The 12,743-nt window shown below is 70.4% G+C and carries 10 protein-coding genes and 2 pseudogenes; 4 read left to right on the forward strand and 8 right to left on the reverse strand.

Annotated features, from left to right (window positions below; all coding sequences use genetic code 11):
* Window positions 1-175 precede the first annotated feature (175 nt).
* Window positions 176-546 (forward strand): annotated as a pseudogene (locus tag NJC10_RS01975) (integrase core domain-containing protein); the annotation flags it as partial.
* A 324-nt stretch (window positions 547-870) separates the two neighbouring features.
* On the opposite strand, the gene NJC10_RS01980 reads toward NJC10_RS01975, so the two are convergent.
* The 4 genes from NJC10_RS01980 to NJC10_RS01995 form a co-directional block, all read right to left on the reverse strand.
* Complete coding sequence (locus NJC10_RS01980) at window positions 871-2,568, reverse strand: cytochrome b (protein WP_248115560.1); 1,698 nt, start codon at window positions 2,566-2,568, stop codon at window positions 871-873.
* Between the two features lie 5 nt (window positions 2,569-2,573).
* A complete protein-coding gene (locus NJC10_RS01985) occupies window positions 2,574-3,650 on the reverse strand; it encodes a ubiquinol-cytochrome c reductase iron-sulfur subunit (protein WP_248115559.1) in 1,077 nt (358 codons plus the stop codon).
* A gap of 69 nt (window positions 3,651-3,719) precedes the next feature.
* Window positions 3,720-4,526 carry a c-type cytochrome gene (locus NJC10_RS01990; protein WP_298710989.1) on the reverse strand — a complete coding sequence of 269 codons (807 nt, stop codon included), beginning with the start codon at window positions 4,524-4,526 and terminating at the stop codon, window positions 3,720-3,722.
* 85 nt (window positions 4,527-4,611) lie between these two features.
* Entirely contained in the window at window positions 4,612-5,190 is a 579-nt protein-coding gene (locus NJC10_RS01995; protein WP_319074361.1) for a heme-copper oxidase subunit III, read from the reverse strand.
* Between the two features lie 277 nt (window positions 5,191-5,467).
* On the opposite strand from NJC10_RS01995, the gene trpD reads away from it, so the two are divergent.
* Window positions 5,468-6,523, forward strand: coding sequence for an anthranilate phosphoribosyltransferase (gene trpD / locus NJC10_RS02000; RefSeq protein ID WP_319074362.1), 1,056 nt, complete (start codon window positions 5,468-5,470; stop codon window positions 6,521-6,523).
* A gap of 173 nt (window positions 6,524-6,696) precedes the next feature.
* Here trpD and NJC10_RS02005 read toward each other — a convergent pair whose 3' ends face one another.
* Window positions 6,697-6,978, reverse strand: coding sequence for an Lrp/AsnC family transcriptional regulator (locus NJC10_RS02005; RefSeq protein ID WP_248115556.1), 282 nt, complete (start codon window positions 6,976-6,978; stop codon window positions 6,697-6,699).
* 107 nt (window positions 6,979-7,085) lie between these two features.
* Entirely contained in the window at window positions 7,086-7,484 is a 399-nt protein-coding gene (locus tag NJC10_RS02010; RefSeq protein ID WP_248115555.1) for a DUF3054 domain-containing protein, read from the reverse strand.
* A gap of 80 nt (window positions 7,485-7,564) precedes the next feature.
* On the opposite strand from NJC10_RS02010, the gene NJC10_RS02015 reads away from it, so the two are divergent.
* The gene (locus NJC10_RS02015; protein WP_319074277.1) at window positions 7,565-8,209 is read left to right on the forward strand and encodes a hypothetical protein; all 645 of its coding nucleotides are present in this window, start codon (window positions 7,565-7,567) and stop codon (window positions 8,207-8,209) included.
* A gap of 100 nt (window positions 8,210-8,309) precedes the next feature.
* Here the strand turns inward: NJC10_RS02015 and NJC10_RS02020 are convergent.
* Window positions 8,310-9,493, reverse strand: a pseudogene (locus NJC10_RS02020) (glutamate synthase-related protein).
* Window positions 9,494-9,940: 447 nt separating this feature from the next.
* Here NJC10_RS02020 and NJC10_RS02025 point away from each other — a divergent pair.
* A complete protein-coding gene (locus NJC10_RS02025; RefSeq protein ID WP_248115553.1) occupies window positions 9,941-10,180 on the forward strand; it encodes a superinfection immunity protein in 240 nt (79 codons plus the stop codon).
* Between the two features lie 72 nt (window positions 10,181-10,252).
* Here NJC10_RS02025 and NJC10_RS02030 read toward each other — a convergent pair whose 3' ends face one another.
* Window positions 10,253-12,706, reverse strand: a complete 2,454-nt coding sequence (locus tag NJC10_RS02030) for an excinuclease ABC subunit UvrA (protein ID WP_319074278.1) — start codon at window positions 12,704-12,706, stop codon at window positions 10,253-10,255.
* Between the last annotated feature and the right edge of the window lie 37 nt (window positions 12,707-12,743).

The following is a 12,743-nucleotide window of genomic DNA, read 5'->3' on the forward strand; positions in this document are numbered from 1 at the left end:
CTGCCGCGGCGAACAGCGATGCTGGGCGTCTTCATCGCGGCGGCGCTCCTCGTGGCTCTGGCTCCAAGACACGGGGTCAGCACGACAATGCCGCATTGACGTCTCGGCATGACCGGTCGTCGCGGCCGAGGACGTCGCCGAACAAGACCCCGAAGGCGGTGACGAAGCGCTGCGTGAGCCGAAGAGCACGTCGCGCAACCCCAAGCTCGGCTACGCGTTCGTCCACACCGTCATCGACGACCATTCCCGCGACGCGTACACCGAGGTCCACGACGACGCGACCGCCATCACCGCCGTGACCGTCCTGCACCGAGCCGTCGAGTGGTTCGCCGACCGCGGCGTCACCGCGGACCCGCCCGTACCGTCCGCCGACCAACGGGACGGCAGTGCGCTTCCACCGACCGCACCATGCCCGACGGATGGGCCTACGCCCGCTGCTGCACCAGCGTGCAAGAACGACGCGACGCACTTCCCGAACGGCTGCGCCAGTCCGACCACCGCCGCCCTCACACCGCGTGCGGCAGCCATCCGCCCTTCTCAGAATTGATCAGCGGCCCCGGTCAGGACAACGAGCGACCACGTCGCCGCCTCTCAGGCCCGTCCGCAGCGCACGAGGGTCGACCTCGGCACGCACCGTCGACGCGGTCGGCGCGCACCGTCGACGAGGTCGCCATGCATGCGCCCCTCGGTGATCCGTCCGGCGCCCGCGTCGTCCGTCACGACGGGCGCCCCTCGTCGAGCCGGGCAGACGCGGCGGCAGGCCGCCTGACGTCGTCCGCCAGGCGCCAGCGAGCAGTGCAAGGCATGACGAAGGGCCCCGCACACCGATCGGTGCGCGGGGCCCCTCCTGAGGGGGTCAGCTCAGACTGCTCAGCGGCTGATCTCCGGGTTGGCGCCGCCGTCGTGCCCGGCGCCCTCGATCTGGTCCGCATCGCCGTGGCCGCCGTGCAGGCGGGCCTCGACAAGCTCCGCGCGGGAGACGGGAGCGACGCGGTCCTGGTAGAACGCGCGGTTCAGGCCGGAGCGCATCTTCTCCATGCCGGAGACCTTGCCGTTGCGGCCCGGGGTGGCCGGGACCGGGCGGTGCTCGTCGAACGCGACCATGCGGTACATCTCGTAGTCCGTCAGCTGGCGGTGACGCTCGTGGAAGCCGCCGTCGGGGGACATCTCGATGACGCCGGCCTCGTGGCCGTGCAGGACTGTCTCCCGGTCCTTGCGCTGCAGGGACAGGCAGACGCGGCGCGTGATGAGGTAGGCGACCACCGGGCCGAGGAAGAACAGCGCGCGCAGGAAGTACGCGACGTCGTTCAGCGACAGGTGGAAGTGCGTCGCGATGAGGTCCGAGGAGGCCGCGGCCCACATCGTGCACCACATGGTCATGACGGCGACGCCGAACGCGGTGCGCGCCGGGGCGTTGCGCGGGCGGTCCAGGATGTGGTGCTCGCGGTCGTCACGGGTGATCCAGCGCTCGATCCAGGGCCACAGAATGAGGCCCACGAGGATCACGCCGACCGGGATCAGCGGCGCCAGGACGCCCATCGGGAGGGACACGGAGGAGCCCCACGGCATCGGGACGTTCCAGAGGAACGAATAGTCGCCGAGCATGCCGGGCATCAGGCGCAGGGCACCGTCGAACGGGCCGATGTACCAGTCCGGCTGGGTGCCCGCGGACACGGGGGAGGGATCGTACGGACCGTAGGTCCAGATGGCGTTGATCGTCACGGTGCCGGCGATGAGGGCCAGCACGCCGAACACGATGAAGAAGAAGCCGCCGGCCTTGGCCGCGTACACGGGGCCGACGGGGTAGCCGACCACGTTGTTCTCGGTGCGGCCGGGGCCGGGGTACTGCGTGTGCTTGTGCACGACCACCATGAACAGGTGGACGGCGATCAGCAGCAGGATGACAGCCGGCACGATCATGATGTGCAGCGCGTACAGGCGGCCGATGACCGAGTAGCCCGGGAACTCTCCGCCGAAGAGGAAGGCCGAGAGGTACGAGCCGACCAGGGGGAGGGCCTTGAGGATGCCGTCGATGATGCGCAGGCCGTTGCCGGAGAGCACGTCGTCGGGGAGGGAGTAGCCGGTGAAGCCGGCGGCCCAGCCGGCCATCAGCAGGAAGCAGCCGACGACCCAGTTCAGCTCACGCGGGCGACGGAACGCGCCGGTGAAGAAGATGCGGAGCATGTGCACGGACATGGAGGCCACGAACAGCAGGGCCGCCCAGTGGTGCAGCTGGCGCATGAAGAGGCCGCCGCGGATGTCGAAGGAGATGTCGAGGGCCGAGGCGTAGGCCGCGGACATCTCGATGCCGCGCATCGGGGCGTAGGCGCCGTCGTACGTGACGTGCGACATCGACGGATCGAAGAAGAACGTCAGGAACGCGCCGGACAGCAGCAGGATGACGAAGCTGTACAGCGCCACTTCGCCGAACATGAACGTCCAGTGGTCGGGGAAGATCTTGCGGCCGAAGAACTTGACGATGGGGGACATGCCCATGCGGGTGTCCACGAAGTTCGCGACGCGGCCGGTCGAGGTGGCCGGCTGGAACTCTTTCACTGCGGTGCTCATAGGTGTCAGCCACGCTCCCAGTAGACAGGCCCGACGGGCTCATGGAAATCACTCTGAGCGACGAGGAAGCCCTCGTCGTCCACGGAGATCGGCAGCTGCGGCAGCGCGTGGCTGGCAGGGCCGAAGATCGGCTTGCACTCCTGGGCCAGGTCGAAGGTCGACTGGTGGCAGGGGCAGAGCAGGTGGTGGGTGTGCTGCTCGTAGAGGGCGATCGGGCAGCCCACGTGCGTGCAGACCTTGGAGTAGGCGAAGATGCCGTCCACGTTCCAGTCCTCACGACCGGGGGAGATCTGCACCTTCGAGGGGTCGAGGCGCATGACGAGCACCACGGCCTTGGCCTTCTCGTTCAGCTTCCCGTGCTCGACCTCGTTGAGGCCCTCGGGGATCACGTGCATGGCGGAGCCCAGGGTGACGTCGGACGCCTTGATCGGCGAACCGGTGGGGTCACGGACGAGGCGGACGCCCTCGGCCCACATGGTGTGGCGCAGGCGCTCGGGGCCGAAGTTCTCCGCCGCGTTGTCGGCGAAGTTGTCCGTGTTGTCCAGGTCGCGGAAGACGGCGATGAAGGGCAGCGGGGCCAGGAGGATCGCACCGATCAGCGTGTTGCGCAGCAGCGGACGACGCTTGATCTGGGACTCGTCGATGATGTCCGTGATCATGCCGGTGGCGGCGACGCGGTCGGCCTCCGTGCGGATCTCGTGACGCTCCTCGACGGTCTCGTGGTCGGGCATGAGCGTCTTCGCCCAGTGCACGATGCCGATGCCGATGCCGAGCATCGCCAGTGCGGTGCCGAGGCCCAGCAGGAGGTTCTGCAGGAAGATCGTGGAGAACGCCTCGTTGTTGCCGATCTGACCGACGCCGAAGTAGCCGATGAAGAACAGCACCGTGCCGACGATGGAGATGAGGAACATGATCGAGACCTGGCGCTCAGCGCGCTTGGCGGCCTTCGGATCCTCATCGGCCAGACGCGGACGGTGCGGGGGAAGGCCCGGGTTCTCGATGGCGTACCGGGACGCGTCCGCCCCGGAGTGCTCGAGGGAGTCCGAGTGTCGCTCGGTCCCTTCGTAGCCTTTCTCGCCCATATGCCTGTTTCCTTTACTCGAGTGATGAATGACGATGACGGAGGACCGGTGCGCAGGGCGCCGGCGCGATCAGGAGGACCGGCTGGTCAGCCAGACCATGAAGCCGATGATGAGGGCCAGGCCGGCGGTCCAGATGAACAGGCCCTCGGCGACCGGGCCGAGTGAGCCGAGCTGCAGGCCGCCGGGGGAGCCGTTGTTCTCGATGGTCTTGAGGTAGGCGATGATGTCGCGCTTGTCCTCGGGCTTCAGGTTCGAGTCGGAGAACACGGGCATGTTCTGCGGGCCGGTCTCCATGGCCTCGTAGATGTGCTTCTCGGAGACGCCCTCGAGGGACGGGGCGTACTTGCCGCGGGTCAGGGCACCGCCGGCGGCTGCCGCGTTGTGGCACATGGCGCAGTTGATGCGGAACAGGTCGCCGCCCTTGGCGATGTTCACGTCCTCGTGGTCCTTGTCGAGGTACTGCTCCTCGGGCAGGGCCGGGCCGGTGCCGAGGGAGGCGACGTACGCGGCGAGCTGCGCGGTCTGCTCCTCGTTGAACTGGTTCGGCTTCACCATGGCCTGGGGGCCGTTCATCTGCATCGGCATGCGGCCGGTGCCCACCTGGAAGTCGACGGAGGCGGCGCCGACGCCGACGAGCGACGGGCCGGAGGGGCCGCCCGCGGCGCCGGTGCCGTGGCAGGAGGCACAGTTCGCGTTGAAGAGCTTCTCGCCCTCGGACAGATCGTCAGCCGAGGCGGCCGCGGTGACCTGCGTGGCCGCCTGCGCCTGATTCACGGTGCTGGCGACGGAGTACAGTCCGCCGGTCACCAGGAGTCCCAGCAGGAGGAGCGCCAGCCCCATCAGGGGGTGGCGTCGATTCTGCGAAAGTGCCTTCACGGGGTTTCCTATCGTGTGTCTTCCGGACCGGGTCTCATGCCCCCCGGCCCGTACCTCTTGTCAGGTGCTTGAGAACGGGGGCGTCTTACTTGAGGAAGTAGACGATGAAGAACAGGGCGATCCAGACGACGTCCACGAAGTGCCAGTAGTAGGACACCACGATCGCGGAGGTGGCCTCGTGATGGCCGAAGCGGCGGGCCAGGTAGGCGCGGCCGATGATGAGGAGGAATGCGACGAGGCCAGCGGTCACGTGGAGGGCGTGGAAGCCCGTGGTGATGTAGAAGGCCGAGCCGTAGGCGCTCGAGGCGATGGAGATCCCGTGGGACACCAGGGTGGCGTACTCGTACGCCTGCACCGAGACGAAGACGGCGCCCATGATGAACGTCAGGATGAACCACTCCACCATGCCCCACTTCGCGAAGGCGAAGGGGCCGCCCGTGCGGCGGGGCTGCAGGCGCTCGGCGGCGAGGACGCCGAACTGCGCGGTGACGGAGGAGAGCACCAGGATCACCGTGTTCACCGCGGCGAGCGGGACGTTCAGGAGCTGGGTGTTCTCCGCCCACAGCGCCGGGGAGGTGGAGCGCAGGGTGAAGTACATGGCGAAGAGCCCACCGAAGAACATGAGCTCGCTGGCGAGCCACACCATGGTCCCGACCTGGACCATGTTCGGCCGGCTCGGGAGGCCCGTGGTGGGCTGATGGAGAGTGGGGGTAGCAGTGGTCACCCAGTCATTATGGCCCCAAAGGCGGTGCAGGGGGTAAACCGAACCTATCGTGTCGCCCTCGCCGTCGGACGGGGTGGGGGCGGGTTCGGGGCCAGTCAGCGGGTGGCGGCCAGGAAATGTTCAGGTTCGGAACCCCTGTGGACGGGTATGTCGGCGCGTCTCCGGGTGTCGCGTGCGGCCTCGGCTCCGCCGGGCCGGCGTTAGAGTCGTCCGCGTGATGACTCGGACGACTTCTCCGGAGACCGGAACGACCACGTGGCCCGAGGTGTTCCGCGCGCTCATGCTCGGCCAGGACCTGGAGGACCACGCGGCGGGCTGGGCGATGGGCGAGATGATGTCCGGCGACGCCAGCGAGGGGCAGGTGGGTGCCTTCCTGCTCGCGCTGGCCGCCAAGGGCGTCACCGTGCCTGAGCTCCGCGGGCTCACCGATGTGATGGTCCGCCATGCCCGCCCCGTCCATGTGGAGGGGGAGACCCTGGACATCGTGGGCACGGGCGGTGACCGCCTCGGCACGGTGAACCTCTCCACGATGTCCTCGCTCGTCGCCGCCGGCTGCGGCGTGCGGATCGTCAAGCACGGGAATCGCGGTGCGTCCTCCACGGCGGGTGCCGCGGACGTGATCGAGGCCCTCGGCGTGGACCTGTCGATGCCGCGCGCCAAGGCGGAGGAGTGCGCGGAGGCCGTGGGCATCACGTTCCTCTTCGCCCAGCACTACCACCCCTCCATGAAGCACGTGGCGCCGGTCCGCAAGCAGCTGGGCGTCCCGACCGTCTTCAACTTCCTGGGCCCCCTCAGCAATCCGGCCCAGGTCACGGCGCAGGCGCTCGGCTGCTCGAGCGAGGTCATGGTCCCCCTGCTGGCGCAGGTGCTCGCGGACCGCGGCGTGCGGGGCTTCGTCTTCCGGGGCTCGGACGGCAGGGACAAGATCACCACCTCCGGGCCCTCCACCGTGATGGAGGTGCGCGGGGAGGTCACCGCTCATGAGCTGGATCCGCGCGAGCTCGGCATCGAGCTGACGTCCGTCGAGGCTCTGGCGGGCAAGGACGGGGCCCACAACGCCACGCTCGTCCGCGCGCTCCTCGCTGGAGAGAAGGGGCCGATCCGCGACGCCGTGCTCCTCAATGCCGCCGCCGGTCTCACCGCGGCCGACCCCGAGGCCGATGCTCCCCTGATGGACCGCCTCGCGGCCAACATGCGGCGCGCCGCCGAGTCCCTCGACTCCGGCGCCGCGGCCGACGTGCTGGATCGCTGGATCGAGTTCTCGCGGTCCTGAACGGCCTCAGTCGCCCTGGGCCAGGGTGGCGCCGGGCGCCTGGGAGCACATCCCGACGTCGGCGCCCTCCTCCGTGATGAACAGGACCATGCCGGCGATCGCCGCGCGGGCGGCCACCCTGCGGGCAGCGGACGCGGCGTCGACCGGCGCCGGGAGGAAGATGGGCGTGACGCTCAGGCGTCGAAGCCCAGCGCCCACCCTTCCTCGAGATCCTCAGAGGAGTACGCCCGGAACGCGAGCATGGTCTCGGTGTCCGTGATCCCCTCGACCTTGGAGAGCTGATCGGCGATGACGTCCGCGAGGTCCTCGTAGCGCTTGAGCTTGACCATGGCGACGAGGTCCCACGCGCCGGTCACGGAGTAGACGGAGCTCACGCCGTCCAGGGCGGCGATCGCCTGGGCGGTCTCGGGGATGCGGGACTTGTCGGTGGTGATCATGACGATGGCGGTGACCATGGGGGCGTCCTTCCTTGGGGCGGACCGACGGGGCCGAGAGCGCGGGGTCGTGCCCCGATCCTACGGCTGAGCTGTGCCCGGGGGCCGTTTGGGCGCCCGGCTGCGGTTCAGGGGCGGCGGCGGGTGAGGACCCGCGCGAGCGCGCGGCGGCCGAGCAGGAACACCCCGAGGACGAGCAGGGTGACAATCACGAAGGACAGCGGGGCGCCACCGAGGCCCCACAGCACCCGCAGCGCCATGCCGATGCCGACCGTTCCCAGCCACACCAGCACGCCGTGCGGCCAGGTGCGGGCCCACGTGCGGTGGCCGCCGGTGAGGATCGTCATCACGATCAGGCCGACCAGGAACGGGCCGGCTGTCTGCAGGAGGCGGGGGAGTCCAGCCGCCGTGTCGTGCTGACCCTGACCCAGCGCGGCGAACACGCTCACCAGCAGGACATCCGCGGCCAGGGCGAGCACGGCGGGAAGCGGTCGGGCGGGGGCGGGGGCATGCCGGTCGGATCTCATGGACCCATTCTCGCGCGCGACGCTCGGCTCTGATGCCGTGCAACAAGGAGTCAGGATTGTCATAGGGATACTGTGGGGTCGTGATCCACGTTCTGCTCCGCACCGCAGACCCCGCGCGCGACCGCGGAGACGTGTCGCGCCTGTGTGCCGTCCTGGCCGCTGCCGACGATCTCGATCACGCGGGGGAGCGCGGCCCGGCGCGGTTCACCGTCCGGGACGACGTGCTGCCCTGCGTCGTCGAGGGCCTCCTTGAGGATCCCGTGGAGGCCGTCGGGCTCGTTCTCGCCGTGATCCGGACGGGCGCGTGGGTCGCCGGGCTCGTCGCCTCCACGGGAGTTCCCGACCCGGATCGCGGCGTGGGCGACGGGGAGGTGGAGGCGGCTGTCCTCGAGCGGGTCCTGCACCGCGCGGCGGCCTCGACGGGCCGGTGCGCGCTGGAGCTGGACGGGGCTGCCGGCGACGCCTCGGCGCGGCGCCGGCAGGACGCCGCCGAGGCCGCGCTCCAGCTGCTCGGCGTCCTGGAGCAGCGGCGATCCGAGCCCCAGCAGGAGGCCGGGCGTCTGGTCGAGTCCGGCGCGAGCCAGCGGGAGGCGGCCGCCGCACTGGAGGTCACCCAGCAGGCGGTGCACGCCCGGCTCAGGAACGGGCTCTGGCACGAGACGCGGACACTGGCCGCCGCCGTCGCCGCTCTCGTGGCCCCCTCCTCGAGGACCCCCGCCCCGTGATCCGGGGCGGACAACTCACACCGCGTCGGGACCCTGCCAGCGAGACGCCACAGGATCAGGGGCGGCGCCGAGCGGTGTCAGGAGGATGGCCGCCCTGCGTTCACTGGCTGACCGTGTCGTCCTCGTCCGTGGCGGGCAGGGGTGCGTGCTGCACCACGTCGTCGTCCGAGCCGCGCTCATCCTTGCGGTCGACCATGATGCGCGCGATCTCGTCGCGGATCTGCTCGCCGGGCACGCCCCAGCCGGGCTCGTAGGCGTAGACCTCCCGCAGGGACGCGTGGCGACGGGTCTGCTCCAGGAAGTCGACGTCGTCGGGGGAGAGGAGGCCCGGGTGGGGGACGCCGGCGGCCTCGGAGACCTTGAGCAGGTCGCGGCGCAGGGTCTGCACGTAGCGAGCCGGACGCTCGGACTTCTCCTCGGGCACCACGCCGCGGACGAGCCACGGGTTCTGCGTCGCGACGCCGGTGGGGCACGTGTCCGTGTGGCACTTCTGCGCCTGGATGCAGCCGACGGCGAGCATCGCCTGGTCACGCGGTCGGTCAGGCCGCGCTCGGCGAAGGTGCGGTAGACCTCCGTGAACCCGACACGCAACGGGAACGCCACGCTGTCGGAGAAGACCAGGGGAGCGGCACCGGTGCCGCCCTCGCCGCCGTCGATCGTGATGAAGTCGACGCCTCGCTGGCCGTCCTGCATGAGCGCGGCGAGCTCATGCCAGAACTCGAGCTCGCCCACGGCCGACTTGACGCCCACCGACAGACCGGTGCGCTCGGCGACCCGCTCGACGAAGTCCAGCAGCTCGTCGACGGAGGAGAACGCCGAGTGGCGGGAGGGGCTGATGACGTCCTTGCCCTCCTCGACACCGCGGATGCGGGCGATCTCCGCGCTGACCTTGGCGCCGGGCAGGTGCCCGCCCAGGCCGGGCTTGGCGCCCTGGCTCAGCTTGATCTCGATCGCCCGCACGGGTGCCGACTCGACGACGGCGGCCAGCCTCTCGAGGTCGAAGTCGCCGTTCTCGTCGCGGCATCCGAAGTAGCCGGTGCCGATCTGGAAGACGAGGTCCCCGCCCTGGCGGTGGTGGTCCGAGAGGCCGCCCTCGCCGGTGTTGTGCAGGAACCCGGCGGCCGCGGGGCCCGCCCGGCACCTTGGCGCCCGGCAGCGTCTCGCCGGGATCCAGGGCCAGAGCGGACACCGGGGCGACGGCGGAGAAGGTCCGGTGCCGGACGATCGGGTACGTGGTGCCCTCGACGTCGTTGTCCGTGCCGAAGCCGAAGTAGTTGTTCGCACCCTTGGAGGACGCGTAGACCCAGCGACGCTGGTCGCGGCTGAACGGACGCTCCTCGTTGTTGCCCGCCACGATGTACTGGCGCAGCTCCGGTCCGATGGTCTCCAGGGCGTAGCGGGCCCGTGCGAGCACGGGCAACGTGCGGAGCAGGGCGTGCTTCTTCTGGAAGACGTCGTTCAGGGCGACGCCGGCGAGTCCCGCGGCGGCGTCGGAGGCGACGGCGGTGAGGGGCTTCGGAGTCTTGCGACCACTCTGCGACACTCGGGCGGCCCCGGGCCAGGGATGGCGGGCAGGTGACAGGCGGCGATGGACGCCGGGGACCCCGCCAGGAGCGTTACATGACATAATGTCCATTATCGGCTCTTCGCGGCTCCGCCCGCGTGTGCCGTTCGTGGCGTCCGCCCGGCGTCGCCGCTCGCCAGGACGTGGAGCGTCCGTAGACTGCCCGCATGACTCTCGTGACCGATCAGCGTGACCGCCCGTTCGTCGCCACCGTGGCCATCGTGCTGGCCATCCTCACCGCCGGCTACCTGGCCCCGTGGGCCGTGGCCGCTGCTCGCGGACGTGCCAACCACTGGCTCGTGTTCTGGGTGAACCTGCTGCTGGGCTGGACCGTCATCGGCTGGGCCTGGGCCCTCTACCTCTCGCTCACGAGCCACCGGGTGAGCGTGTACCCAGGCATGCGCTGACGCCCGGGATCACCTCGCCTCGGCCCTGCGTCGGACTCCCGACCCGTGTGGTTGACATAACGCGCACGCCCATCATGCGGAGTCCGCCACGTATGCGGCCAAGTGCTCGCCCGTCGTCGTGCCCTCGCCGCTGTGCGCGGCCGCCACGAGGTCGTGCGGGCGCCCCTCGAACACCACCGTGCCGCCCTCGGCGCCGGCGCCCGGGCCGACGTCCAGGATCCAGTCGGCGTGTGCCATGACGGCCTGATGATGCTCGACGGCGATCACCGAGACCCCGGCGTCCACCAGCCCGTCCAGCATGGCCAGCATCCGCCCGACGTCCTGCAGGTGCAGGCCCGTGGTCGGCTCGTCCAGGACGACGACGGTCCGCGCGCCGTCCTTGGCCTTCGCCCGCTCTCCCAGGTGGGTGGCCAGCTTGAGACGCTGACGCTCGCCCCCGGACAGGGTGGTCAGCGGCTGGCCGAGGCGGACGTAGCCCAGGCCGACGTCCACGAGCCGCTCGAGGGCGGCGGCCGCCGCCGGCACGCGCGACTCGCCCGCGGAGAAGAACTCCCGCGCCTCGTCCACCGGCATCTGCAGCACCTCGGCGATGTCCCTGCCGCCGAGCGTGTACTCCAGCACCTCGTCCATGAATCGCCGCCCCTCGCACACGTCGCAGGTGGCCGCCGTGTCCGTCGCCGCCGCGGCGTCCGCGTAGATCACCCCGGCGCCCTTGCACTCGGGGCACGCGCCCGCGGAGTTCGGGCTGAACAGGGCCGGCTTGACGCCGCTGGCCTTGGCGAACGCCTTGCGCACCGGCTCGAGCAGGCCCGTGTAGGTCGCGGGGTTGGAGCGCCGCGACCCCTTGATCGGCGCCTGGTCGACGACCACGAGGTGGACGTCCTCGGCGGCGCTCCCCCGGCGCGTCTGGAGCATCGCCTCGCGCATCAGCGAGGACTTGCCGGAGCCGGCCACGCCGGTGACGGCCACGAGCATGCTCAGGGGCACGTCGACGTCGACGTCCCTCAGGTTGTTCTCCGCGGCCCCGCGCACCCGCAGCGCGCCGTTGCCCGCGCGCAGCTCGGCCTCCTCCTTGAGGCGGGCGCGGTCGTGGAGGTGGCGGCCCGTCGGGGTGTCGGACGCGGTCAGCTCGGCCACGGTCCCGGTGAACGTGACCTCGCCCCCGGCGGTGCCCGGGCCGGGTCCGAGGTCGACGACGTGGTCCGCGATCGCGATGGTCTCCGGCTTGTGCTCCACCACGAGCACGGTGTTGCCCTTGTCGCGCAGGCGCAGCAGCAGGGTGTTCATGTTGGCGATGTCGTGCGGGTGCAGGCCCGTGGTGGGCTCGTCGAACACGTAGGTGACGTCCGTGAGCGAGGACCCCAGATGGCGGATCATCTTGGTCCGCTGCGCCTCTCCCCCGGACAGCGAGCCGGCGGCGCGGTCGAGGGAGAGGTAGCCGAGCCCGATCATCACGAAGCCGTCCAGCAGCTGGCGGATCGACCCGACCAGGCCGCCCACCCGCGCGTCGTCGAGCTCGGCACACCACGCGGCGAGGTCGGTGATCTGCATCGCGCAGAGGTCGGCGATGGACGTGCCGCGGATCCGGGACGAGCGCGCCTGCTCGTTCAGGCGCGTGCCCGCACAGGCCGGGCAGGGAATGGTGGTCACCGCGCGGTCCACGAACGCGCGGACGTGCGGCTGCATGGCCTCGCGGTCCTTCTGCAGGAACGCGCTCTCGACGCTCGCGTAGAGGCCCGTGTAGGTCATGGAGATGCCGGACATGTCGATCTTCACCGGCTCCTTGTGCAGGAGGTCGTGCATCTCCCGCTCGGAGTAGTCCCTGATCGGCTTGTCCGGGTCGAAGAAGCCGGACTCGAGGAACTTCCTCACGGCCCAGCCGTCCGCCGTGTAGCCCGGGATGGTGAAGGGCCCCTCGTTCAGGGACTTGGCCTCGTCGAACAGCTCGGCCGGGTCCAGGTCCTGCTTCGCCCCGGTGCCCTCGCACTCGGGACACATGCCGCCCTGGACGTGGAACGAGCGCCGCTCCTTCTTCCCCTTGTCCTTGCCCGTGGTGAGGGTGACGGCGCCGGAGCCGCTGATCGAGGCCACGTTGAAGGAGTAGGCCTTGGGCGAGTCGAGCGCGGGCTCGGCGATCTTGGAGAACAGGATGCGCAGCAGGGCGTTCGCGTCCGTCACGGTGCCGACGGTCGAGCGCACGTTCCCGCCCAGGCGCTCCTGGTCCACGATGATCGCCGGGGTGAGGCCCTCCATGTGGTCCACGTCCGGGCGCGGCAGTGCAGGCATGAAGCCCTGCACGAACGCCGGGTAGGTCTCGTTGATCATGCGCTGGGACTCGGCCGCGATGGTCGCGAACACCAGGGAGGACTTCCCCGAGCCCGAGACGCCCGTGAACACGGTCAGGCGCCGCTTCGGGATCTCGACGTCGACGTCCTTCAGGTTGTTCTGCCGCGCGCCGACCACGCGGATCGTGCTGTGGACGTCGGCGGGATGGGTCTCGGCGGCGGGTGCGGGCGCGGTGGTCACAGGGGCATCGTAGGCGAGAGCCCCCGCCGCGGGCCCG

The sequence above is a fragment of the Micrococcus sp. M4NT genome (assembly GCF_033790745.1).
Lineage (GTDB): Bacteria > Actinomycetota > Actinomycetes > Actinomycetales > Micrococcaceae > Micrococcus.

Coding starts and splice junctions, on each gene's coding strand:
- NJC10_RS01980 (WP_248115560.1), bottom strand. CDS start 2,568: ATGAGCACCGCAGTGAAAGAGTTCCAGCCGGCCACCTCGACCGGCCGC.
- NJC10_RS01985 (WP_248115559.1), bottom strand. CDS start 3,650: ATGGGCGAGAAAGGCTACGAAGGGACCGAGCGACACTCGGACTCCCTC.
- NJC10_RS01995 (WP_319074361.1), bottom strand. CDS start 5,190: ATGGTCCAGGTCGGGACCATGGTGTGGCTCGCCAGCGAGCTCATGTTC.
- trpD (WP_319074362.1), top strand. CDS start 5,468: ATGACTCGGACGACTTCTCCGGAGACCGGAACGACCACGTGGCCCGAG.
- NJC10_RS02005 (WP_248115556.1), bottom strand. CDS start 6,978: ATGGTCACCGCCATCGTCATGATCACCACCGACAAGTCCCGCATCCCC.
- NJC10_RS02010 (WP_248115555.1), bottom strand. CDS start 7,484: ATGAGATCCGACCGGCATGCCCCCGCCCCCGCCCGACCGCTTCCCGCC.
- NJC10_RS02025 (WP_248115553.1), top strand. CDS start 9,941: ATGACTCTCGTGACCGATCAGCGTGACCGCCCGTTCGTCGCCACCGTG.